This window comes from Candidatus Pseudothioglobus sp. uisw_070 (assembly GCF_059512545.2).
Genome location: NZ_CM183456.2, coordinates 1214019 through 1239540, shown reverse-complemented (window position 1 = coordinate 1239540; position 25522 = coordinate 1214019). Strand labels below are relative to the sequence as shown.

Sequence of the window (25522 nt, the reverse complement as noted above, 5' to 3'; positions counted from 1 at the left end):
GTTATTTTCTACGCAGAATTAGTAATTTTATTTGCTTACTTTGTAAAGGAAATCCTCACATCAGGATGGTAAATTGCAGAGTCATAACTAGTGGCTACTAAAGACATAATTCTATGGAAATGCTAAGTTCACTTTTCGAATCGCTTGTGTCTATAGCAGATGCAATTGTTTACGGAGTTCTTTACTTTTTTGCCATAATAATAATTACACTTGCTTTCGCTTCTGCTGGACCAGATGACTATTGGGCAGAAGGTGGTATGCCACTATCAACAGAATCTTCAGTTGATTAACTTTTTCACTTCAATTCCACTTTACCCAGGATGGTTATTTCCCTTCTTTTTTGGACTATTTTTCATAAAGATTACAAAACATCCTAAGCTCGAAAAAGTAATCATAATCATATTTTTTATCCCTGCTTTGTATATTCTTATAGGCTGTATTCTATTTTTACTTCTTGTATCGCCTGAGAGTCACCCTGGTGGAATTGCTTACACACCTTGATTAACTTTCTCAATTCAATTCCGCTATATCCAGGATGGTTATTTCTCTTCTTTTTTGGACTATTTTTCATAAAGCTTACAAAGTATCGTAAGCTAGGAAAAGCAATCATAATAATATTTTCTATCCCTATTTTGTTTATTGTCGCGTCAATGTTTTTTGGAATATGGTTAATGGAGACTAACCCAGGAGTTTTTCCAGGTGGGGAGGCTTTCACACCTTGAATATGAAAACAAAGGAAAACATAGTAATAGGTAAAAGATACTGGTTTACTTGGGGATTAAGCTCAATAATAGGAACTTGGTTGCTCTTAGGCTCTCTAGCAGGACCTCATCTATGCTCCCCTGTAGTAGGTTGTATTGTGGAAACCATAATGTTTATTGCCATTATTATTTCAATAATATTATTAGTTATTCGCTCATTTAAAAATAATAAGCTAAAGCTTGTAACACCTTTAATACTTATAGTCTTCTTTACTCCAAGTACCTTTCTTTATTTGTTCTGGACAGTATGAAAAAAGCGCTAAAAATTATATTTATTGTTCTCTTGGGACTTTTCGCTCTTCAGTGGATAGTAATGGATATGATGGCAAATGGAGAGTTAGATGAATTAATAAGGCAGGGTTACTTAGATGAGGATTACACTAAACAAGATGTAGTAAAGCTCTGCAATCCTCAGACCGACACTGAAAGAGAGTTTAGCAAAGGAGCGGATGCTATGTTTAGCTGCGTAACGAAGGGTAACTGGTAGTATTTTGAATAAATCTTGGACTGAAGAACAAACAAAGGAATCTGTAAAGAGGCAAATAAAAGCCCTTTACATAGCAATTCCAATTATTACAGCTGTATTTTTTTTATTAATCTACATAACAAACAACTACATCTATGGTGATGTCTATCAAATGCAATACAAAGAGCTAATTGAAGGAGGCTACCTTAGTGCCGACCATACTCAATATGAATTTTTTGATTTTTGTGCGCGTATTTATGGAAGAGGCTTGGAAGAGAAATTTTCTCATATTTGTTTTTGGGTTGACTAATGTTGTTTAATCTTATGAAAAAACTACTCCAATAAATGCTATTATTTTTCTTTTTAGCCCTTTGGGCATTCAGCTTCTTCTATGGTATCAGCTTAATACGTACTGACCGACGCAAGCTAGGTATTAGGTACTTAATCATATTTTCAGTACCATTAGGTATATTTACTTTAGCATTTTGGTTAATGGATTATGAATACCTTAACTGTATGCTAAATGGCTCATCAGAAACAATGAAATACTGCAGTAATTTATAAATAGATTAATTTGTTTATAAAATTAATCTGTAAGCTGGTTGTATATAATTCATTAATAAACCTTTTATAAAAACTCCTCAATTGACATGAAATCTGTTTTTTACAATAGAACAATTTTTTAAGGATAAATATTGAAACTTAGCGAACACGAAATTAGAGATATTACCAAATACTTAGAGGCTGGTAAATCGTTGCCTGAAAAGTATAGATTTTTACTGTTTAAAGATAAGAAAGAAGTTGAGCTTGTTTGGAATGGAAAAACAGGTGATGTGACTAATGTAGTTCTGCCATTTCAGGTTATTGAGCAAGTTGATGAACCAAGGAGTGAGGAAAAGCGTGAGATGCAAGGTAGCTTGTTTGATACTGAAACAGGCAGACAAGTCAAAGGTTGGAATAACAAACTTATTTGGGGTGATAACAAGTTAATTCTTTCAAGTTTAAAGAATGGACCACTTAGAGAAGAGATTGAAGCCCAAGGCGGCATTAAACTAATTTATATTGACCCACCGTTCGATGTTGGTGCAGACTTTTCAATGGATATTGAAATTGGTGATGAAACATTAACTAAAAAGCCGAGTGTGATTGAAGAGCTTGCTTACAGAGATACTTGGGGTAAAGGTGCTGATAGTTTTATTAGCATGATTTATGAACGTTTGGTGCTGATGCGTGATTTGCTTGCAGATGATGGCAGTGTTTATGTGCATTGTGATTGGCGTGTTAGTAGTTACATGCGTTTAATCTTGGATGAAGTTTTTGGTAAAGATAATTTTGTTAATGAAATTATTTGGCAAAAAACAATTTCAACAAAAGCACAAACTAATGGTTTTGGTGGCGTTCATGACACTATTTTCTTTTATAGAAAATCAGACAAAGGAGCATACACAACTCAATTCGACAAAAGAAGTGTGGAGGAAGCTAAGGCAAGATTTCCTGAAGTTGAAGTTGAAACAAATAAAAGATATGTTTGGGATAATTTTACTCAAGCAGGAGCAGGACCATCTAGAGTTTTTGGGGGTACTGAAATTTCACCACCTGTTGGAAAACATTGGATTTGGTCTCAAGAAAGAATTAACAAAGGCTGGTTAGATGGCTTTGTTGAGATCAGAGGAAACATGCCTAGAGTAAAAAGATACGAAACTATAGGAGTTCCAGCAACTGATATTTGGAGTGGAAAACAATATATTATGCATGCCCAAAGTAAAGAAACTGTTGGATATCCCACACAAAAGCCTGAAAGTTTAATAGAGCGTATTATTAAGGCATCATCAAGCGAGAATGATATTGTGGCTGATTTTTTTGTTGGCTCAGGAACTACACCTGCAGTTGCAGAAAAACTAGGACGTAAGTGGATTGGTAGTGATTTAGGTAAATTTTCAGTGCATACAACTCGTAAACGCATGATTGACGTTCAAAGGCAACTCAAAAAAGATGATAAAGATTGGCGAGCATTTGAGATACTTAATTTAGGTAAATATGAGAGAGCACACTACATTGGAGTTAATACTAACCTGCGCGAAGCAGAGCAACAAAAACAACTTGAGCAAAAAGAGACTAAGTTTTTAGAATTAATATTGCATGCATACAAAGCAGATAAAGTTGAGCAATTTATAACTTTTCAGGGCAGAAGAGCAGATCGATTAGTTGCGGTTGGACCAATTAATTTACCGGTTACGAGGCTATTTGTTGAAGAGATTATTTTAGAGTGTAGGCAAAAACGTATTACTAAAGTTGATATCTTGGGTTTTGAATTTGAGATGGGTTTGTTTCCAAACATACAAGAAGAAGCAAAGAGTAAAGGCATTGATTTAGCAATGAAATACATACCGAGAGATATATTTGATAAGCGCGCAATTGAGAAAAATCAAGTTGCATTTCATGATGTTTCCTACATTGAGGTTAAAGCACACTTTAAAAAAGGCGCAATTGCTATTGAGTTAATAGATTTTTCGGTATTTTATTCACAAGATGCTAACGCGAGTGAATCACTAGGAAAGAAAAAATCAAAAGTGATCATTGACAAAGGACAGGTGGTTAAAGTAAGTAATGATAAAGATGGCATTTCTAAGCGTGAAGTATTAACAAAAGAGTGGACTGATTGGATTGACTACTGGAGTGTTGATTTTGATTTTGAATCTAAGCGAGAAATTATGCGTGTTAAAGATGAAGACACAGGCGAAATTACAGAAGCTTGGAGTGGTGAGTACGTATTTGAAAACGAGTGGCAGTCTTTTAGAACAAAGCAAGACCGAACTATTGAACTAACTAGTAGTTACATAGAGTGTATGGCAGGTAAGCGAAAGGTTGCAGTGAAAGTTGTTGATATTTTTGGTAATGATACAATGAAAATAATTGAAGTTACTATTTAGAATAATAAAATGGCTATACACCCAGACTTTCCTTCTTCTCCCCATCAAATACTGGATCCAAGTGTTCGGTGGTTTCCTGCGGACGAAGCGTTAAGAGAATCTTCATTTGAAAAACTAATGCCGCCATTAGTATCAGGTGTTCGCAAAAAGGTAAAAGAATGGCGTGATAACAACTACGAAGGAGCAAGCGAAACAAGTAAAAATTTACTGAACTGGTGGTTTAATTCAGAACATTTGATTCCACAGTTAGATGGAAATAGCGTGAGATTTGAGTACTATTTTGCACAGCGTGAAGCAGTTGAATCAGTGATCTACTTGTATGATGTGGTCAAGTTTAAAGATAAGTATGACTTAATTCGTTTTGATGAATTGGGCGTAGTTTCACCAAATATGTTTGATGAAGCATGGCGAAGACTAGTTATTAAAGCAGGAACGGGCACAGGTAAAACTAAAGTACTGAGTTTATTACTTGCATGGTGTTATTTCCACAAGCTCTACGAAGAAAATTCTGAACTAGCTAGAAACTTTTTAATGGTCACGCCAAATATTATTGTACTTGATCGTATTCGTGCCGACTTTGATGGACTAAAAATCTTTTTTGAAGATCCAGTTGTTCCCGATAATGGCTATAAAGATAGTAATTGGCGAGATGATTTTCAATTAACCCTTCACATACAAGATGATGTAAATGTAATAAGCAAAACAGGCAACATATTTTTAACAAATATTCATCGAGTTTATTCGGGTAAAGATGTTGAAGCGTCGTTTGATGATGAAGACACAATGGATTATTTTTTAGGTGAAAAAGGTGTTGGTAAAACAACAGACTCAAAAGTTAATGTTGGTGACATTGTTCGAGATATTGATGAAATTGTAGTTTTTAATGATGAAGCACACCATATTCACGATAAAAAACTAGCATGGTTTAAATCGATTGAGGATATACATCATCACTTACAGCAGAAAGGACACTTTCTATCTCTGCAGATAGATGTCACAGCAACACCAAAACACGACAATGGTTCAATTTTCGTACAAACAGTTTCTGATTATCCACTCGTTGAAGCAATTACACAAAATGTTGTCAAACACCCAGTGCTACCCGATAGTGCAAGTAGAGCAAAACTTTCTGAAAGACAGAGTTCACGCTATACAGAGAAGTACGCAGACTATTTAAATCTTGGTGTTGAAGAGTGGCGAAAAACTTATAAGGAGCATGAGAAGCTAGGCAAGAAAGCACTATTGTTTGTAATGACTGATGATACAAAAAATTGTGATGATGTTGCTGAATATTTGGAAGGCAACTTCCCTGAACTAAAAGATGCAGTATTGACAATTCACACTAACACAAGTGGCGAAATTAGCGAGTCTGCTTCAGGTAAAAAACAAGAGGAGTTAGTCGAGTTACGAAAACAGTCAAACGAAATTGATAGTTGGGACAGTCCATTTAAGGCAGTCATTTCAGTATTAATGTTAAAAGAGGGTTGGGATGTTAAAAACGTAACAACAATTGTTGGATTGAGAGCTTATTCTTCAAAGAGTAATATCTTGCCAGAGCAGACACTAGGTCGTGGACTTAGAAAAATGTACCCGGGTAACGAGGCAGAAGAGTATGTAAGTGTTGTAGGTACAGATGCATTTATGGATTTTGTTGAAAGCATACAGTCGGAAGGTGTTGAGTTAGAACGCAAAGCAATGGGCAAAGACTCAAAACCAATCGTACCAACAATTATCGAAGTTGATAACGAAAATGTTGAAAAAGATATTGATAAATTAGATATTAAAATTCCTGTACTAACTTCACGCATCTATCGAGAGTATAAAAACTTGGAAGATCTTGATTCTAATAACTTTGCACATACAAAAATCGATTACAAATTATTTACTGATGATGAGCAACGCGAAATTGTTTTTAAAGATATTACAACTGGTGAAATCTCTCATACCACTATGCTTGACTCTACCTCTGTTTCAGACTATCGAGCTGTCATAGGCTACTTTACGCAATTTATTATGAAAGAGTTGCGCTTGGTTAGTGGTTATGATGTTTTATATGGCAAAGTTAAAAGCTTTATTCGTGATAACTTATTCAAGACGGTAGTTGATTTGGATGATTTAAATACTCTCCGTAATTTATCAGAATTGGTGGCAACTAAAACTTTAATTGAAAGTTTCAAGAAAGAGATTAATGCTTTAACAATTCAGGATCGTGGAGATGCTGAAATTAAAAACTACATTAAATTGAGAAATACACGACCGTTTACTGTTAAACAACAAGATAGCATTGATGGACCTAAGAAGAGCGTATTTAATAAAATTATTGGTGATAGTCACTTAGAGCTCAGGTTTGCTTCTTTTTTGGAAGATTGTGAAGATGTTGTCTCCTATGCAAAAAACTATTTTGCAATCCAGTATCGTGTTGATTACGTAAATACAGATGGTAATATTTCATATTACTATCCAGACTTTATTGTTAAGCGTGATGACAATTCGATTGTGATTGTTGAGACTAAAGGGCTCGAAGACTTAGATGTTCCCTTAAAGATGGCAAGACTTAGAGAATGGTGTGTTGATGTCAACAAAGTGCAAAACGAAGTTAGATATGATTTTGTGTTTGTTGATCAAAGTAGTTTTGACAAATACCGTCCAAAAACATTTGATGCATTGATGTCAAGCTTTTCAGAGTATAAAAACTAGTATTAATAACTTAAAGTAAAACGTATATTTGAAACAACGCAAGCCACCATCAACTGACTTATTCCCATCCTCACTTCTCTATGAGTCCCAACAGGTACTAGGGGAGCAATTCACTAAACTTCCTCATAAAATACAAACAGGCTATACGCTTGTGTTCTGGAATCATAACGGTCTCATTCGTCATAATACTCATAATCGCAGAGCCGATAGCTTTCCAATGGATAACGTAGAAGTCAGTCGCTACTTTACCGATCCAAGAGATTTTCGAGCGGTTAATGATAATGGCTACTTCTTAAGACCAAAATACACCTTGCATGGCGCTATTGAAGGGCGATATGTTCTATCTCGCAAAGCAGAAGAAGAAAGCGCTCATCACGAGCCAACAAAGTGGATTATTAAGACGATTATGGCTTTCGAAGGTCGCTCTAAGCTTGGAGTCACAGGATCTAAAAATGGCTTCATTCTGGACTCTAGCATTAAAAGCTTTATTGACACTTGGTTTACTAAAGAAGAGTCAGAGATTTCAGAGCACAGAGGAATGATTAATAGTCGCGGAGACTCAGCCAAAGAAATAGCTAATCAGTTAGGCGGGGCTATTCATAGAAACTTAAGTAGAGTTACAAAACGAGTCAATATTAGTGCTCTCATTGAGATCAATACCGAGTCTTTATTAGTACACCAAGAACAACTTAATTACAGCCAAAAGTTACTCAACCGAACAAATGCAGAAGCACTTGTCAAAGGGAGTCAGGAATGGGAAGAGTTAGTCGATCAATTGGCACTTATAGAGGGTGCAGAGGAGATAGTAGAGGTCGGTGAGGACAACTTCATGACTCTAGGTGGGGTAAAAGTAAAAAATAATGTCTCAAAATCTCTGGAATCCCTTGTAAATAAAGGGTTTAATGCAATTAGTATAAATGAGAGGTTAGTGGAAATCAATAAGCTATTAGCAACCGTTCGTGAGGAAGTAAGTAATACAATTCCTATCTTCTATGAAGAGGTGAGAACTGGACGTTACACGGCAAAAAATGCAACATTACAAGGCTATCATAAGAGTGTTCGCTATGCTGCGCTTAAAGGCTGTTATGAGTATGATATTAATGCTGCTCATCAAAACATACTCATACAACTACTAGAGCAGCGAAACCTTGACTTTCCTGAGCTTAAAGTTATAAGGGACTATGTCAAAGATAAACAACAGATACGAAATGATCTCTCTGCAGAGCTTCAAACACCTATTGAAACTGTTAAAGAGATTATTAATGCTTTAACTTATGGCGCCATACTCAGTAGTAATAAGAAGTACTCGCTCTATGATATTTGTGAGGGAGATAAAGATTTGATTGGCAGAGTTATCACTAAGCCTTGGCTGATTAAATTAACCAAAGCATTGGAAATTGCACACAATCGCCTTATTGGAGATGACAAATCTATAAAGAATGCAGTAGGTATTCAAAGTGAACTATTGGAAAGACGATCACAAGTCATGGCGCATTTACTGCAAGGCTATGAAAGATTAGTATTAGACGCCTTAATCAAACATTCAAAACCAACAAATGTGGCATTATTAATCCACGATTGTATCGTCTATTACACGCCTAAAAATACGAGTGACTTATCCAGAATAGTTTTTGAAGAAACAGGGTTTAATTTATCCTTTTCTGAAGAACTATATTAGCGCTTAAAACACCTTTGGAATAGGTTCTTTAAGGGATTATCATCAAACTAAAATAAGGTACTTTATATGGGTGAATATGGAGCTCTGAGAGGTGCTCTGGAGGTATAAATAGACTAAAAGGGTAGGGGTATGAAAATTAAACGGGCGTACCCTATTATTAATGTGTTTTAAACACGATTAATCTAACAATTATTTTGCACCTCTAAAAATATATTCTTTAAACTTATCCACAAGCTCATCAGAGCATCCATCAGCTCTCAAATTCGTCCATACATCTAGCAGCTCATTCTCTTTATATTCTCGCTCATGAATCCTCTTACCGTCTTTATCGAAGAAAGTCCATAGACCATTTCCTCTATATCCTTTAAAAAAACCAGAACAGGCTAATTGACCATTACTATGCCAAAACTTCCATTCACCATCATGTCCATCTTCGCCTTTATAGCAGCCTTCAGATTTCTTATTGCCATTCTCGAACCATTGAGTCCATTGACCTATCTCTAAGTAATGAGTTGGAGACCTTGATCCCTTAGACTCCATTTGACCATTCTCATACCAACTAGTAGCCATCTCTATGGAATCATCAACTTCAACCAGTTCATACTCTTTGTTGCCATTGTCATGCCATGTAAAGTGATTACCAACAGGCACGCCATCATCCCAGTTGCCTTCTGACTTTTTTTGTCCATTAGGGTGGTATGCAGTTAAAAATTTAATGCTCATATTAAAATTGTATTAAGAGTAGCTAATAATTCCAGAGCTTGTTCTTATTCCAAAAATCTTCAGCTTTTTTGTTTATGATGGCATCAGAACTCTCATAAGCTTTATTGATCCAATATTTAGATTCGGTATAGTCTTTAACACTATTTTCTTCATAATATATGACGCCTAATTCGAACTTAGCCTTAGCATCCATAAGGTCTCGCTGATCTTCCTTTATGTTACTATGCTCAATAGCTTTTTTATAATATTTAATTGCTTTTATTGGATCTTTGAGTATGCCATCACCATTAATAAAGCGCCTTCCTATTGATATAAATGCACTGCCTCCAAATATTCCGGTTAATGAGCTTTCTTCAGACTTGTTATCAATGCTAATTATATTTTTTATTTTTTCGTCATCAGTAGGCTCATTGTTTGGACCTATATGATCTTCATATTTCCAGAGCTCATGCTTATTCCAAAAATCATCAGCTTTTTTTATTACACCTTTATCAGAGTTTTCATAAGCTTTTTTTATCCAGTATTTTGATATGGACCATTTAGTTGCTTCTGAAATCTCTCTAAGAGGTCCACCTGCTATGTGCCCCCTAATAATTTCTGTCTCGGTATAAATAGTTCCCAATAGATATTGTGATTTGGCATACCCTTTACGAACTGCTTTTTTATAAAACTCAATATCATTGAGATCGAAATGCTTAGATTGGTCCATAAAACCAAAAGCAGGACTAAATATGTCTGCACCTGCTGACATCTCAAGGTATGAAAACATTCGTGTGTCATCCCCCCAATAATCTTCACCACTATCAATAATGTGCAACATATATGCTGAATGCACATCACCCATCTGATAAGACTTTAAAAAATAATTTTCTGCCTTTTCGTAGTCTTTTAGTACGCCTTCGCCAAGGTAATACTTCATGCCTAAATTGTGAAAAGTTGAAGCCAATGTGTCGAAAACATGTCCACTTGGAAACAGATGGTCTTCTGGCTCAAATGTTATGCGCCACTCTGAAGCATCTTCCCAGAAATCAGGGTCTTTGAAAAGATATTCATCATATTCATATTCAGCTTTTACATCATATTCATATTCAGCTTTTATATACCAATTTTCAATCGTCTCACCATCAAGCAACTCTGAAGCTTTTTTATACCACTTAACAGCCTCTTTATGGTCCTTAAGTACTCCTTTACCATTTTCATACATCAAGCCTAAATGATATTGTGCTTTGTGTATGTTTATATCATACATCTCTGATCGAAACCCTATCTTGTAAAACAACTCATACTCTGAAACTATAGAATGACTCTGTTCTGCAGCTTTTCTGTACCATTTGGCAGCCTCTTTATAGTTCTTAGGAACTCCTACACCATTATCATACATCCAGCCTAAATAAAATTGAGCACAAGTGTTATCTTTTTCAGCAGCTTTACTGAAGCACTTTAAAGCCTTTTTATAGTCTGACCCCATGTAAGTATAACCCTTAGCGTAAATCCAGCCTAAGAGATTTTGGGAGTTAGCATCACCCTGTTTAGAAGCTAATTTAGTCAATCTATATGATTCTCTGTTATCGTGGTAATAGTATATTTCTGAAAGATAAATTTGTGCCTCTAATGATCCAAAACGAGCAGCTCTATCAATCCATATTAATGCTATAAATTCTGCACTTTCTTCATCTAGCTCCTTATATCCTTCAAAATGTTTATAAACATCCAATCCATACCGATTTAATGTTACATAATCACTCTCCACAAACGCCTCTGGATCAAAATTTTCGTAATAATACTTAAGTGAAATGTTATGTTCTGCAAGCTTAATTCTTTTTTCTTTTACAAGCAGGTCTCCAATTGCAATATTAGCTTCAGTATGATTTTTATTTGCTGCTTTTTCGAACCACTTCAAAGCCTCACTCAGATCTTTTGAGACGCCCGTACCAGATTTATACATAGATGCCAATTCGTATTGAGAATCTATATCTCCTTTTCCAGCTTCAGCTAAAATCTTTTCAAATGTTAAATTCATCATTAATTATTCATCACTCTAATCTAAGTCTTTAATTGTACCAAAAAGATAAATATATTGAGGTATTGTAAATTACAATATCTTTACTAATAATTATTAAATATGACAACACAAGTTAACGAACAAATACTAATTGATGGAGAAAAATATCCTTTAATAAATGTTCCCTCATTGCCTGAGGATAGTTCAATAATACAACACAAAAAAGGGCTTATCTCGAAATGGTCTAATAACAGACGAGGGTTTCAGGGAATTTGGGAAATTAAAGATGATAGGCTTTATCTTATTGAGTTTAGTAGTGATAGTTTTGAGCTTCTTTGCAAGCTCCCAATACTAGCCGTTTGGATTAAAGGTGAAATAAAAATTGCAACTGGTGACATAAAAGAAACAACTAGTTGGGCAATTGAAACGTACGAAACTGAAATGCATTTAACTATTGAAAATGGATTAGTAGTAAATACTATAAATATAATAAATGATTAAGAAAATGCTAATCCTACTTCTAGTAAAAATTTGATATGTCCATGGAATTTGAAAAATTACTCTATCCTAGCTTTGATGATGTAAGAAGCCTTCAAGATCTTTATTTTGGATCGAGCAAAAGCCATAATCTAACAAAAGAAGAGGAAGATAAATTATATGATTCTCAGAAAAACAAAGAGGTAAGAGGAGAGGGTGAATACAAAAATGACCTTCAAGAAGGCATATGGACAGAATGGTATGAATGCAAGTTTCGTGATGAAAAGGACTTGGAAATGCTTCGATATAAGGCTCTGTTTGCTGATGTAGATAAAATGATTGATGAGGCTCCAGAATACTTAAAAGATGAGGAGGAGGAAGAGTATGTTTCAGAGATTAATTGGGAATTTACATCTGATGATGTTTTAAATTTTCTGCTAATTAATAAAAGACTAAGGGAATTTAATGGGTGTCTTAAACTAGTCTCAAATTACATTGCTGGATATAAAGAATATCTGAGCATTGGTTATGGAGAGAATGATGAGGTTAGATTCAAATGTCATTATAAGAATGAGCAATTTGATGGACTCTTTTCTGAATGGTATGAAAATGGACAAATCAAATTAAAATGTAATTATTTAGATGGTCAATTAGACGGGCATTTAACAAGATGGTGGGAAGATGGCGAAAGAATGCTAGATTCAGACTACATAGATGGCGCTTTAGATGGCGATGAAATCCTTCATAATGAATCAAGAATGATGGTGAGGAAGGTTATAAGACCGAGTGGAGGTCCTCTGAGCACGTTTTAAAGATGTAAAGTTGTGCGCATTTAACAATATAGCTAGGTAACGGCGAATACTTTTTTGACCCCTTTACTACGACAGTAATTACTCAAGAATGGGGATGTATATTTCGTGCAAATTTCGTGCACTTTTCTCAAGCTTCACATGAAAAACACGTGGATTTTGGTATAATAAATTTACTGCAAGAATAACGAAGATTATTCTTACGTAAAGATTAGGCTATAAAAGCAAAGATTTGATTGACTCAAAATTCATAGCTCGTTATAATCTCACGCTATTCCCTGATAGCTCAGTTGGTAGAGCAACGGACTGTTAATCCGTGTGTCCCTGGTTCGAGCCCAGGTCGGGGAGCCAATTTATATAACTAAGGCATCTTCGGATGTCTTTTTGTTTTTATAACTTAATAGAATGATTACGTATAAAAAAATTGCAGAACTAGCCGCAAGATTTATTAGTAAGCCAAAAGTATTGAAACTTGGGTTTAATTTATCTCCAATGTATAGAAGAACCTCTGCAAAGGTTATATATATTTCTGAAGACTTTCTTAAAATACAAATCAAACTTCCTTTTAGCTATAAAAATGCAAACTATGTAAATACTATTTTTGGTGGGAGCATGTTTTCCGCTGTTGATCCATTTCCAATGACTCAGTTAATGAATCTTATTGGAGATGATTATGTGGTTTGGGATAAGGCTGCTGAAATTTTCTTTAGAAGGCCTGCAAAAGAGGATCTTTATGCTGACTTTATTTATAGCTTAGAGGAACTTGAAGAAATTAAGAAAAAAGCGAAAGAGCTAAATGAATTTGAAATAGTTAAAATAACAAAATTAACAAACAAGGATAAGTCCATTGTTTACTGTGAAGTTCATAAAAAGGTGTACATTGCAAATAAAGCCTTTTTTAAAGAAAAACAGAAGGCAAGAATAAATAAAAAAGCAAAGTAGTTAATTTTTATTAAGCTTTATAATTATTAGAAGTTTTTTAGGAAAGGTAATTAATATGAATCATGAAATTGTTATCGTTGCAGCTACAAGAACTGCTCTAGGATCATTTGGCGGCTCTCTTTCTTCAATTCCAGCACATAAGTTAGGCGCTGAAGTGATAGCTTCAATATTAAAAAAAACTGGTGTAAACAAAGATCAAATTGATGAAGTTATTTTGGGACAAGTTCTGACAGCTGGAAGTGGCCAAAATCCAGCCAGACAGGCTGCAATAGAGGCAGGACTTCCTTATCAAACTCCCTCTATGACAATTAACAAAGTTTGTGGTAGTGGATTAAAAGCAGTACAGTTAGCATTTCAAGCAATTGCTTGCGGTGATGCTGAAATAGTTATTGCTGGCGGTCAAGAAAGTATGAGTCTTTCAAGTCATGTTCTTCCAAAATCAAGAGAAGGTAAAAAAATGGGCCCGTGGGCGATGGTTGACACTATGGTTGTAGACGGTTTATGGTGTGCATTTAATGATTGCCATATGGGCGTTACTGCAGAAAATATTGCAACCAAGTTTGACTATTCAAGACAATCTCAAGATGAGTTTGCTCTAGAGTCACAACAAAAAACAGAGGCTGCTCAAAAATCTGACTTGTTTCGAGATGAGATAACCCCAATATCTATTCCACAGCGAAGAGGTGACGACATTATTTTTGATAGTGATGAATTTCCAAGGCATACTACAAGTATGGATTCTTTAGCTAATCTCCGTCCAGCATTTGCAAAAGATGGGACTGTAACAGCTGGGAATGCATCAGGTATTAATGATGGTGCAGCAGCAGTTATGGTCATGAGTGCATCTAAGGCGCAAGAGCTGAAACTTAAGCCTATGGCAAGAATTGTTTCATACTCTAGTGCTGGAGTTGACCCATCTATCATGGGAACGGGTCCAATTCCGGCAAGCACTAAATGTCTTGAAAAAGCTGGATGGAAGGCTTCTGAGCTTGATCGAATTGAGGCTAATGAGGCGTTTGCATCACAAGCAATGTCTGTAAATGACTCACTAGGTTGGGACAAGTCTAAAGTGAATGTAACGGGTGGGTCAATTTCTTTAGGCCATCCAATTGGTGCATCTGGTGCAAGAATTTTGGTGACTTTACTTCATGGCATGGAGCGTGATAACGTAAATAAAGGCCTTGCTACTATGTGCATTGGTGGTGGTATGGGTGTTGCAATAGCAGTTGAAAGGGTACATTAGTATTATTAATTTCTTGAACTAGGAGTATTAATGAAAAAATTTCTAGTTATCTTAACGCTTGTATTTGGGAATTTTTTAATTGTAGGCACAAGTTATTCATACTCAGCAGTTGGCTATATGAAGTGCGAAACTGTAAATAAGCTGGTAGAAGAAGAAAATGCTGACGTTAAAAACATGATTATGTTTTGGTTTAGTGGCTACTATACTGGAAGAAATTATGAAACGTCGAGCTATCCTGGGATACCTGACCCTCAGCTAATATATTTAGCAACCATAAACTACTGCACTAAAAACCCACTAAAAGATACTGTTGATTTGGCTGATTACCTCTACTCTAGTTTGCTTTAGATTTTAGTTATGCTAACTTTTTAATAGTATTTATTAGCTCTAAATTGACTGCTCTTGGGCCAATATTTTTTCTATTTTCATGTCTTCTCAATCCAGGCAAGCGAGTCCCATCGATATCATTATATTTTTTTAAAAACTCCTCAGTCTGTGCTGAAGTATCTTTGCCAGATATAATTTCTGGTGACATAGCAAGAATAAACTGACCTCCTTGGGCTGGACCTCCATCCCCATTATCACGCTCCTTGGTTTCATAAGAGAAGGTTTCTCCAACTAATGGACCAGATAAGAGTTCAACCATAAGGGCAATGACCGAACCTTTATGACCGCCAAATGGAAGTAAAACACCTTTATTAATTTCTGAAGCATCAGTTGTTAATTCTCCTGATGAAGACAGGCCAGTACCAAGGGGCACAGAGTGACCGTCCCTTGCAGCAATTTGAATTTCTCCTTTTGCCATAGATGCAGTTGCCATATCAAAAACAATTGGATTTTTACCAGGGCGCGGCCATGAAAATGCAATTGGGTTAGTGCCAAATAATGCTGTAGCTCCTCCAGAAGGAGCAACACCTGGCATATATGAAACAGACGTCAATCCAACAAGTCCGTGCTCACTGATTGCCTCAACTTCGGGCCAAAGGGCTGCAAAGTGATGGCAGCGTTGAATTGATAATCCCGCAATTCCAAATTTTTGAGCAGCTTCGATCAGTTTTTTGATACCATATTGATGCGCCAATGGAGCAAATCCATTCTTTGCATCACACTTTAAAATTACAGGCGTAACTTCAGTTATTTCTGGCTTCGCAGAGCCATCTACTTTTTTACTTTGAAGGGCCTTGATATACCCAGGAATACGAAATAGACCATGAGAAATTGAACCATCACGCTCAGCATTAGTTACTGTATTTGCAACTGCATCTGCATTTTCTTCGTTAGCTCCATGATTAATAAGTGCCGCCTTAGCTAAACTAAAAATTTCATCAAGGCCTATATCGATTGTTTTAGAAGTCATAGAATTTTATCCTTAAATTTGTAAGAATTGGATTGCCTTTTCAGTTCAACGAGCTCAAAAGTAAATCAAAAAAAATGATAACATATTAGTAACTTAATATTTCTTAACCTAATGAAAAGTTGTAAATTCATTCATATAGCTTCTCTTTCTATAAAAATCAATAGGTTAAAGGTTAATATTTCAATTTGAACTTAGCTCAAGTTCAAACTTGTTTAATAGAGCTTTCAAGTTAATTTTAAGTTAGTCTGTTTATTAATAGTTGACAACTATATAAAAATTATATAGCCTGTCTATTCAGTCAAGAAGTATTTAGTTATTTTATTAATTAAATTAGTATGAAGTTAATTAATAAATAAATTGAAGTGTGCTTTAATCCAAATAAGGAGTAGAGGTTTTGTCCAATTTTAGGTTTGATCTCAATAGCTCCAATGGTATTTGGGAGGTAGACCTGAGAACTGGAAAAAATTTCATTCTAAGCATCTAATTGAACTAAACATCCAAATTTTCCAATGCAAGCTTAACTAGAAAAAGCCTTGGAAGCAAGAAATTATTGAGTCCTTGATTCATATTATTTGGCTCAATAAGTGGAGTAATGCTATGACATTGAGTGGCGATTAAAATCAATGTAGGCGTTACATTTTATAAAAAATATAGGAGTAATTTATGAAAATAGGAAGATTTAGTAATCTATTGATTATTACATTATGTAGCTTTCTTTTGTCTGGACAAGTACTGGCAGCTAAAATAAAAGTAGCGGGAATATATACTCAACCACTACAACAAAAATGGGATGCCAGATTGCATTTAGCTTTGCAAGCCCAAGCGGATGCAGGTGAAATTGATTATGTGTATTCTGAAAAAGTTTCTAATACAGATTATGTTCGAGTTTTACGTGAATATTCTGAAAGTGGAGTGCACCTTATTGTAGGTGAGGCTTTTGGTATTAGTGCTGAGGCTAGAAAAGTATCAGATGATTATCCAGAAATAGCATATCTAATGGGTGATCCTGGAAGTGGGTATGGCGGCGAATATGGCAATAATTTTTCAGTTTTTGATAATTATATTCATGAGCCTTGCTATTTGATGGGTGTTATTGCTGGTGGTATGACTAAGTCTAATAAGATTGGTATGGTTGGTGGTTACCCAATTGGTGAAGTAAACCGTTTGTTCCATGCCTTTATGGCTGGCGCAAGGTCAGTTAACCCTGATGTTGAGTTTAAAGTTAGTTTTCTTGGCTCATGGTATGATCCTCCGAAGGCAAAAGAAGCAGCATTTGCTCAAATTGAAGCAGGTGTAGATGTCTTATATGCAGAGCGTGCTGGTGTAGTGGATGCTGCAAGAGAAAGAAATATTATTGCATTTGGTAATGTTAATGATATGAATAAAGAGGAAAACGGCACAGGTGTTGTAGTCACATCTGCTTTATGGCATATGGAGAATGCAATTAATCATGCAATCTCTGGTGTTAAAGCTGGTACATACGTAGCAGAGGATTATAAAGAATGGACTATGATGCAAAAAGGTGGAGCTTCTTTAGCACCTTATTATGAGTTTGATGATCAGATTGCAGCTGATGTTAAAGCTAAAGTTGCAGCAATTTCTTCGGATATCATGAGTGGTAACTTTACAGTTGTAGTTAATGACGATGAGCCAAAATCAACTTACTAAGATTATCAGATGAAGAAACTACAATTTTCCAAAATTTGTAAAAATTTTGGTGCTGTTGTAGCTAACGACAATATTTCACTCTCACTAGGTGAGGGTGAAATATTATCTTTGTTAGGTGAAAATGGTGCAGGAAAGACAACATTAATGAATATACTTTTTGGACACTATATTAGTGACAAAGGGTTTATTGAAGTTGAGGGTAAGAGATTAACACCAGGCTCAACAAAGGCTGCATTAGATGCTGGAATTGGAATGGTTCATCAGCATTTTACTTTAGCGGAAAATCTTACAGTATTAGAAAATATTATTCTTGGTACAGAGCCTTTAAGTAGACTTTGGAGTAAAAAAAAACTAGCGTATAAAAAACTTGAAGCATTATCAAAGCGCTTCGGCTTATTAATTAATCCAGATGCTAAAGTGGCCGATTTAACGGTTGGAGAAAAACAGCGAGTTGAAATAATAAAAGCACTTTATCGTGATGCAAGTATTTTAATATTAGATGAGCCAACTGCAGTTCTTACTCCACAAGAAACTATTCAGCTTTTCAAAGTACTTAAGGAAATGGTAAATGCAGGTTTATCAATAATGTTTATATCGCATAAATTAAATGAAATATTAGAAATTAGTGATCGTATTGTGGTTCTTCGTCATGGCAAATTAGTGGGAGAGGTAGCAACTAAAAAGGCAAATAAGGAGTTGCTTGCAGAAATGATGGTTGGCCACAAAGTTACTCGACCGGCTTATGAGAAATTGGAAATTGGTAAAGTAGTTGTAGAGCTAAATAATGTCTGTCTTAATGCGAGTGATGGCACGGTTGGACTTAGCAATATAAATCTCAAGATACATGAAAAAGAAATTATTGGTCTGGCAGGAGTTTCAGGTAATGGTCAATTTGGAGTAGCTTCAATTCTTCAGGGATTAACTCATCCGAGCTCAGGCGAATTTAAGCTATTTGGACAGAGTTTAATTAAATATGATCCTCGTTATCTTACAAAATCTGGCGTAGCACGGATTCCAGAGGACCGCTCAAAAGAGGGTGTTATTGGGGAAATGGCGCTATGGGAAAATTTCCTTGGAGAGGAGTTACGCTCTAAAGCTAAATCAGGTTTTATTATTGACAAAAAGAAGGCAGTTAATAATGCTGAAAAATTAATACAAGAATATGATATTCGTTGCGAAGGAGCTTTTGCATCTACAAGATTATTATCTGGTGGTAATATTCAGAAGTTAATCCTTGCAAGAAGTTTATCGAACAACCCTCGTTTTATAATAGCAAATAAACCAGCAAGAGGCCTAGATGAAGGTGCTATTAGTTTTGTTCAACATCAAATAATAAATGCTAAAACAAAAGGTGCTGGAGTATTGCTGATTAGTGAAGATTTAGATGAAATTTTTGAACTATCTGACCGTATTGCAGTTATATTTGATGGGAAATTACAAGGACCTTTTGATGCTAGTTCACTGACTATAAATCAAGTCGGCCTTATGATGAGTGGTGAAATGAAAGAGGGTAGTTTTAATGAGGCTTAAAACAAGAAGAAATACACCTGTATGGTTAATTGCAGTATTACCTATTCTTTCTATTTTAGTTGCTTTTATTTTTGGCGCTTTTTTTATAATTTGGGCGGGTGAATCTCCAATCACTGCCTATATTGCTTTAATTAAAGGATCTTTAGGTTCAAGTTTTGCAATTACTGAATCCCTAACAAGGGCAATCCCATTAATTTTTACAGGTCTAGCTGCAGCTGTTGCATTTCGAGCAAAATTTTGGAATATTGGTGCAGAGGGGCAATTATATTGTGGTGCTATGGCGGCAACATTAGTTGGGACAGGAATGATTGATCTACCTTCTATAATAATGATTCCAGTGTTGTTTATTGCAGGTGCTTTAGCAGGCTGTTTAATTTTGTTGTTACCAGTCTTTCTTAAAACCCATATGAAGGTGGATGAAGTAGTAACAACCCTGTTGCTGAATTTTATAATTTTACTTTTTGTGAATATGTTGCTTGAAGGGCCTTGGAAAGACCCTATGGCTATGGGATGGCCTCAGGCTGCAAGAATTATCGATAATGGAGTTCTGCCTACTATAGTTGCTAAGAGTAGATTGCATTTTGGAATAATTATTGCACTAGTGATGTCAATTATAATGTGGGCTATACTTCGTTTTACAGTTTGGGGGTATGAAATACGAGCGGTTGGGTACAATCAGCAAGCCTCAACTTTTTATGGAATATCGATCAATAAATCAGTGCTAATGGTTGCTCTTTTTAGTGGTGGATTAGCAGGTATGGCTGGAGTTAGTGAGGTTACTGGTCTGAAAGGCTACTTAACTTTAACTTTATCACCTGGCTTTGGTTATACGGGAATAGCAGTTGCAATGCTTGCACAGCTTCATCCTATTGGGGTAATTGTTTCAGCTATATTTCTAGCGTCAATTTATGTGGGTGCTGATGCGATGAGTCGAACAGTAGATATACCTAATTATATTGCAGATATTTTAGTTGCTATATCTTTATTGTCGGTTTTAGTTGGATCAATGCTGGCACGATTCCGAATTGTTTGGGGTAAATAATTATGTTGGAATTACTTGAATTAATATTAACAACGAGTTTATGGGCAGCTGTAGTAAGAATTGCAACCCCATTAATTTTTGCTACATTGGGTGAATTAATTTGTGAGCGAGCAGGAGTATTAAATCTTGGAATTGAAGGCATAATGACAATTGGCGCAATGGCAGGTTGGTTATGGGTTTATCAAGGTGGAGACCTCTGGGGTGGAGTAGTATTTGCTGCTATAGTGGGCATGCTATTTGGTTTTCTGCATAGCATATTGGTTGTTTATCTTGGTTTGTCACAACATGTTAGTGGAATTGGAATCACTATGCTTGCCTCATCTATTAGTTATTATGCATATACAATGATAATACCATTTAGCACTACTCCACCCAAAATTGTAGCATTCAGTGCATTTGAAGTGCCATTACTATCATCAATTCCAATTATTGGAGGAGCTTTTTTTAACCAAACTGCATTAACATATTTAGCATATATATTAGTAATAGTGACTTTCTACGTACTTTATAAAATGCCACTTGGTTTAACAATTAGAATGGCAGGAGAAAATCCAGTTGCTAATGAGGCCCAAGGTATTAATGTATTATTAATTCGTACTGGGGCAGTAATGGTAGGAAGTGCTTTGATGGCAATTGGAGGCGCATTTTTAACTATGTCTGCATTTGATGCATTTTATTTTGGTATGATTAATGGTAGAGGGTGGATCTGTGTTGCGCTGGTTATTTTTGCCTCTTGGAAGCCAGGCAAAGCTTTTTTAGGGGCAATTTTATTTGCATTATTTGAAGCATTACAGGTTAGGGCACAATTAATAGGTGCAGATGTTATTCCATATCAAATTTTTTCTATGATGCCATACTTTCTCAGCATAGTTGCGATGATGCTTGTTGCACGAAGAGCAGCCTATCCTAAGGCATTATTAGTACCATTTAGACAAGGAGATCGTATCTAATGTTCGACATACTTATTAAACACGCTAATCTTCCAGATGACCGTAATAATTTTGATATTGCTATTCAAAACAAAAAAATAGTAGCTATTGATAGAAATATTATTGGCGAAGCAGTTAATACTATTGATGCGACTGATAAATTAGTTTCTCCAAGCCACGTCGATAGCCATTTTCACTTAGATGCTACTTTAACTCTTGGTCAGCCACGCTTTAATGAGAGTGGTACTTTACTTGAAGGTATTCAGCTATGGGATGAGCTAAAACCCCATTTAACTATTGAGCTTATAAAAAAACGTGCTCGAAAATTATGTCATTGGGCAATAGCAAATGGATGTTTGGCAATTCGGAGCCATGTAGATATAAGTGATGATCGATTGCTGGCAGTTGAGGCGTTATTAGAGTTGCGAAAAGAAATGCGGGATTGGATCGACATCCAGCTAGTTGCATTTCCGCAAAATGGATATTTACGCTATAAAAACTCTATTAAAAATCTTGATAGAGCATTAAAAAAAGGTGTGGATGTTATAGGCGGTATTCCGCACTTTGAACGCACTATGAATGAAGGCTCTTTATCTATTAAATTGTTATGTGAACTAGCCGCAGAAAAAGATTTACTAGTAGATATGCATTGCGATGAATCGGATGATCCAATGTCTAGACACGTTGAAACACTTGCTTTTGAAGCTCATCGTTTGGGTCTTGAGGGAAGAGTAACGGGTTCTCACTTAACATCAATGCATTCAATGGATAATTATTACGTAAGTAAATTAATACCATTGTTACAAGAGGCTGAATTACAAGTAGTTGCTAATCCATTAATAAATATTACCCTTCAAGGTCGCCATGATCTCTATCCTAAACGCAGAGGAATGACGCGTGTTAAAGAGCTGTTAAATAGTAATATTAACGTTGCTTTTGGCCATGACTGTGTAATGGATCCATGGTATAGCCTAGGCAAACATGATATGTTAGAAGTTGCTAATATGGGATTACATGTTGGACAAATGACAGGTGTTAAAGAAATGCATCAAATATTTCAAGCTATTACAAATAATGGAGCCAGAGTAATGCAACTAGATAATTATGGCATTGAGGTTGGTTGCAATGCTAATTTGGTGATTCATCAGGCTAATAATCCAATTGAAGCGATACGCTTATGCAATGCACGTTTATTTGTAATTCGTAATGGCCAGATTATTGCAAAGGCTAATCCAACAGAAAGCCAACTATTATTAAATGGAGAGAAAGATAAGAGAGTTATAGATTGGACCCTCTAAGAATAATAATAAAAAGAAATGCTGCTTAAGGTAAAAAGATAATTATTTTTAAGGGTTAAGTCAAATACCTTAGATGATAGGAGAATAAAAAATGTTAAAAAATAATCCTAAATATTATGATGCTCACTGGATGCCTTATAGTGGGAATAGAGAGTTTAAAGCAAATCCACGTATAATGGTTTCTGCTAAAGACAGTTATTACATAGACGATAAAGGCAGGAAAATATTTGATGGCCTTTCAGGTCTTTGGACTTGTGGAGCAGGTCACTCTCGCCCTGAAATTATTGAAGCAGTCAGTAAACAAATTGAGACTTTGGATTATTCTCCTGCATTTCAATTTGGACACGAAAAATCGTTTGAGTTGGCAAATAGAATTATTGAATTTACTCCAAAAGATCTGGATCGTGTCTTTTTTACTTGTTCTGGTTCAGAGGCAGTAGATAGTTCCCTAAAAATTGCTCGAGCTTATTGGAGACTTAAGGGAAAGGTCGGTAAGACTCGTTTGATTGGAAGGATAAAAGGCTATCATGGAGTTAATTTTGGAGGGATTAGTGTTGGTGGTATTGGTCCTAATAGAGAAATGTTTGGACAAGGAATTGAAGCAGATCATTTATCGTCTACCCTTCTCCCAGAAAATATATTTAGCAAAGGGCAGCCCCAGGTTGGAGATCATTTAGCAGATGACTTATTAAATAAAATATTATTGCATGGCGCCTCTAATATTGCAGCAGTAATTGTAGAGCCAATGGCGGGTTCCGCTGGCGTATTTCCACCCCCCATAGGATATCTAAAAAGGTTACGTAAAATCTGTGACTCTAATGATATTTTATTAATCTTTGATGAAGTGATAACCGCTTTTGGCCGTATGGGCGCGAAAACAGGTGGCGAAGCTTTTGGCGTTACTCCAGATATAATGACTTTTGCAAAACAGGTTAGTAATGGCAGCCAACCACTGGGTGGTGTAGTAGTTAAAAAAAATATTTATGAAACTTTTATGGATACAAAAGCACCAAATTATTTAGTTGAATTATTCCATGGTTATACATATTCAGCTCATCCTGTCGGATGCGCTGCATCAATTGCAAGTTTAGATATATTACAGAATGATAATTTGATAGAGCGAGTTAAAAAAATGAGCCCAATATTTGAAAAAGAACTTCATAGTCTTAAGGGTTTGCAATATGTTTCAGATATTCGTAATTATGGACTGGCTGGTGGAATTACTATTGAGTCTGCTAAAAATGAACCTGCATTAAGACCCTATCAAATTGCAATGAAGTGCTGGGATAAAGGCTTTTATGTTCGATATGGTGGTGATACTATTCAATTAGGTTTGCCATTTATCGTATCTGAACAAGAAATAAAGGATGTCGTTGGAGCAATATCTGACTCAATTAAAGAATTACAATAAAGGAGAAAGAAGAAATGAAATTAGTAGAACACCTTATTAATGGTGAGCTTGTATCAATGGGTGACCCTACTCAAGATGTATTTAATCCATCGACAGGAGAGGTTGGGAAGCAAGTAGAAATTGCTTCAAAAAATACTGTTGAAAAAGCTATAAATGCGGCTCACGAAGCTTTTCCAGCATGGCGAGCAACGCCACCACTTAAACGAGCTAGAATTATGTTTCGTTTTAAAGAATTATTAGAAAAAAATATTAATAAAATAGCGCAATTAATTGGAGAGGAGCATGGAAAAATCGCACATGATGCGCTTGGTGAAATTACTCGAGGTATAGAGAATGTTGAATATGCTTGCTATGCACCTCAACTTCTAAAAGGAGAGCATAGTAAAAATATTTCAACCAATATTGATTCATGGAGTGAGTTTCAACCCTTAGGAGTTGTTACAGGAATCACCCCTTTTAATTTTCCTGCTATGGTTCCATTATGGATGTATCCCATGGCAATAGTTTGTGGTAATTGTTTTGTATTAAAGCCCTCAGAAAGAGACCCTTCGTCAGCATTATTTATTGCTCAATTATTAAATGAAGCAGGCTTACCAAAAGGGGTTTTAAATGTAGTTAATGGAGGTAAAGAGGCAGTAGATACTTTGCTCAAAGATGAAAGAGTGCAAGCTGTAAGTTTTGTTGGATCAACTCCTATTGCAAAATATATTTATAGAACTGCTTCTGAAAATGATAAGAGGTGCCAAGCTCTTGGAGGTGCTAAAAACCATGCTATTGTTATGCAAGATGCAGAAATGGAGAATACAGTGAATGCTCTTATAGGTGCTGCATTTGGCTCAAGTGGTGAAAGGTGTATGGCAATTTCCGTAGCAGTAGCAGTCGGCTCAGTCACAGCAGATAATTTAATAGCTGGCTTGAAATCTAAGATGCATGACCTTAAGGTGGGTAATTTTGATAATAGTAAAAATGATTTTGGACCACTTATAACTAAAGATCATATGGAAAAAGTTAAAGAATATATCACCAGTGCAGAAGATCAAGGCGCCGACATTGTTGTTGATGGACGGAGTGTTGAGGTGAAAGGTTGTGAAAATGGCTTTTATGTTGGTGGAACGCTTATTGATAGCGTGCAATCTTCAATGAAGTCTTATAAGGAAGAAATATTTGGACCAGTATTGCAGGTAGTGAGAGTAGAAACTATGCAACAAGCAATTGACTTAATAGATGAGCATGAATATGGAAATGGCACGTGTATTTTCACCCGAGATGGTGAAGCAGCAAGATATTTTAGTGATCAAATAAAAGTTGGTATGGTTGGTATCAATGTACCATTGCCCGTCCCTGCTGCTCAGCATAGTTTTGGTGGTTGGAAGCAATCAATGTTTGGTGATTTGGCTGCATATGGGCCAGATAGCGTAAGATTTTATACACGTAGAAAAACCATAACTCAGCGCTGGCCATCATCCAGTGTAAGGGAAGGCGTAAACTTTTCTTTCCCTTCATAACTGGTTTTTATGTTTTTTTAAGTGACCTCCTTTAGGAGGTCATTTTTTTTGTCC

Annotated in this window: 22 protein-coding genes and 1 tRNA gene; 19 read left to right on the top strand and 4 right to left on the bottom strand. The window is 35.7% G+C overall.

The features are described 5' to 3' along the window. Positions 1–113 precede the first annotated feature (113 nt). Positions 114–290, top strand: coding sequence for a hypothetical protein (locus AC5YGD_RS06185; protein WP_496141124.1), 177 nt, complete (start codon positions 114–116; stop codon positions 288–290). A 137-nt stretch (positions 291–427) separates the two neighbouring features. On the opposite strand, the gene AC5YGD_RS06180 is transcribed toward AC5YGD_RS06185, so the two are convergent. Beyond that, positions 428–715, bottom strand: coding sequence for a hypothetical protein (locus tag AC5YGD_RS06180; RefSeq protein ID WP_496141123.1), 288 nt, complete (start codon positions 713–715; stop codon positions 428–430). A 293-nt stretch (positions 716–1008) separates the two neighbouring features. On the opposite strand from AC5YGD_RS06180, the gene AC5YGD_RS06175 reads away from it, so the two are divergent. The 5 genes from AC5YGD_RS06175 to AC5YGD_RS06155 all read left to right on the top strand — a co-directional run bounded on the left by AC5YGD_RS06175 (position 1009) and on the right by AC5YGD_RS06155 (position 8532). Next, a complete protein-coding gene (locus AC5YGD_RS06175; RefSeq protein ID WP_496141122.1) occupies positions 1009–1248 on the top strand; it encodes a hypothetical protein in 240 nt (79 codons plus the stop codon). Positions 1249–1252: 4 nt separating this feature from the next. After that, on the top strand, positions 1253–1537 hold the full coding sequence (locus AC5YGD_RS06170) for a hypothetical protein (RefSeq protein WP_496141121.1): 285 nt from the start codon (positions 1253–1255) through the stop codon (positions 1535–1537). A 382-nt stretch (positions 1538–1919) separates the two neighbouring features. Then, entirely contained in the window at positions 1920–4157 is a 2238-nt protein-coding gene (locus tag AC5YGD_RS06165) for a DNA methyltransferase (RefSeq protein ID WP_496142363.1), read from the top strand. A gap of 9 nt (positions 4158–4166) precedes the next feature. Beyond that, positions 4167–6854, top strand: a complete 2688-nt coding sequence (locus tag AC5YGD_RS06160; RefSeq protein ID WP_496141120.1) for a DEAD/DEAH box helicase family protein — start codon at positions 4167–4169, stop codon at positions 6852–6854. A gap of 28 nt (positions 6855–6882) precedes the next feature. After that, the gene (locus tag AC5YGD_RS06155) at positions 6883–8532 is read left to right on the top strand and encodes a hypothetical protein (RefSeq protein WP_496141119.1); all 1650 of its coding nucleotides are present in this window, start codon (positions 6883–6885) and stop codon (positions 8530–8532) included. Between the two features lie 189 nt (positions 8533–8721). On the opposite strand, the gene AC5YGD_RS06150 is transcribed toward AC5YGD_RS06155, so the two are convergent. After that, a complete protein-coding gene (locus AC5YGD_RS06150) occupies positions 8722–9255 on the bottom strand; it encodes a toxin-antitoxin system YwqK family antitoxin (protein ID WP_496141118.1) in 534 nt (177 codons plus the stop codon). Positions 9256–9277: 22 nt separating this feature from the next. Continuing rightward, complete coding sequence (locus AC5YGD_RS06145; RefSeq protein WP_496141117.1) at positions 9278–11278, bottom strand: tetratricopeptide repeat protein; 2001 nt, start codon at positions 11276–11278, stop codon at positions 9278–9280. A 99-nt stretch (positions 11279–11377) separates the two neighbouring features. On the opposite strand from AC5YGD_RS06145, the gene AC5YGD_RS06140 reads away from it, so the two are divergent. From AC5YGD_RS06140 to AC5YGD_RS06115, 6 genes are all read left to right on the top strand, one after another. Next, positions 11378–11758 (top strand): hypothetical protein, encoded by a 381-nt coding sequence (locus AC5YGD_RS06140; RefSeq protein ID WP_496141116.1) that lies wholly within the window; start codon positions 11378–11380, stop codon positions 11756–11758. A gap of 41 nt (positions 11759–11799) precedes the next feature. Beyond that, positions 11800–12546 (top strand): toxin-antitoxin system YwqK family antitoxin, encoded by a 747-nt coding sequence (locus tag AC5YGD_RS06135; RefSeq protein ID WP_496141115.1) that lies wholly within the window; start codon positions 11800–11802, stop codon positions 12544–12546. Between the two features lie 272 nt (positions 12547–12818). After that, positions 12819–12894, top strand: a tRNA-Asn gene (locus tag AC5YGD_RS06130). A 54-nt stretch (positions 12895–12948) separates the two neighbouring features. Beyond that, entirely contained in the window at positions 12949–13485 is a 537-nt protein-coding gene (locus AC5YGD_RS06125) for a PaaI family thioesterase (RefSeq protein WP_271558591.1), read from the top strand. A 55-nt stretch (positions 13486–13540) separates the two neighbouring features. Continuing rightward, positions 13541–14728, top strand: coding sequence for an acetyl-CoA C-acetyltransferase (locus AC5YGD_RS06120; protein WP_416694444.1), 1188 nt, complete (start codon positions 13541–13543; stop codon positions 14726–14728). A 30-nt stretch (positions 14729–14758) separates the two neighbouring features. Beyond that, complete coding sequence (locus AC5YGD_RS06115; RefSeq protein ID WP_416694442.1) at positions 14759–15076, top strand: hypothetical protein; 318 nt, start codon at positions 14759–14761, stop codon at positions 15074–15076. Between the two features lie 7 nt (positions 15077–15083). Here the strand turns inward: AC5YGD_RS06115 and AC5YGD_RS06110 are convergent, their stop codons facing one another. Beyond that, positions 15084–16085, bottom strand: a complete 1002-nt coding sequence (locus tag AC5YGD_RS06110; protein ID WP_496141114.1) for an Ldh family oxidoreductase — start codon at positions 16083–16085, stop codon at positions 15084–15086. Positions 16086–16748: 663 nt separating this feature from the next. Between AC5YGD_RS06110 and AC5YGD_RS06105 the strand changes: the two genes are divergently transcribed. The 7 genes from AC5YGD_RS06105 (at position 16749) to AC5YGD_RS06075 (ending at position 25468) form a co-directional block, all read left to right on the top strand. After that, entirely contained in the window at positions 16749–17753 is a 1005-nt protein-coding gene (locus tag AC5YGD_RS06105; RefSeq protein WP_271558595.1) for a BMP family protein, read from the top strand. Positions 17754–17762: 9 nt separating this feature from the next. After that, complete coding sequence (locus AC5YGD_RS06100; protein WP_496141113.1) at positions 17763–19283, top strand: ATP-binding cassette domain-containing protein; 1521 nt, start codon at positions 17763–17765, stop codon at positions 19281–19283. Beyond that, positions 19273–20325, top strand: coding sequence for an ABC transporter permease (locus tag AC5YGD_RS06095; protein WP_271558597.1), 1053 nt, complete (start codon positions 19273–19275; stop codon positions 20323–20325). The genes AC5YGD_RS06100 and AC5YGD_RS06095 overlap by 11 nt, the downstream gene beginning before the upstream one ends. A 2-nt stretch (positions 20326–20327) precedes the next feature. After that, the gene (locus AC5YGD_RS06090; protein WP_271558598.1) at positions 20328–21275 is read left to right on the top strand and encodes an ABC transporter permease; all 948 of its coding nucleotides are present in this window, start codon (positions 20328–20330) and stop codon (positions 21273–21275) included. After that, positions 21275–22552 carry a cytosine deaminase gene (locus AC5YGD_RS06085; protein ID WP_271558599.1) on the top strand — a complete coding sequence of 426 codons (1278 nt, stop codon included), beginning with the start codon at positions 21275–21277 and terminating at the stop codon, positions 22550–22552. Before AC5YGD_RS06090 ends, AC5YGD_RS06085 begins: the two co-directional genes overlap by 1 nt. 91 nt (positions 22553–22643) lie before the next feature. Further along, positions 22644–23963, top strand: coding sequence for an omega-aminotransferase AptA (gene aptA, locus AC5YGD_RS06080; RefSeq protein ID WP_496141112.1), 1320 nt, complete (start codon positions 22644–22646; stop codon positions 23961–23963). Positions 23964–23977: 14 nt separating this feature from the next. Then, on the top strand, positions 23978–25468 hold the full coding sequence (locus AC5YGD_RS06075) for a CoA-acylating methylmalonate-semialdehyde dehydrogenase (protein WP_271558601.1): 1491 nt from the start codon (positions 23978–23980) through the stop codon (positions 25466–25468). Positions 25469–25522: the final 54 nt, after the last annotated feature.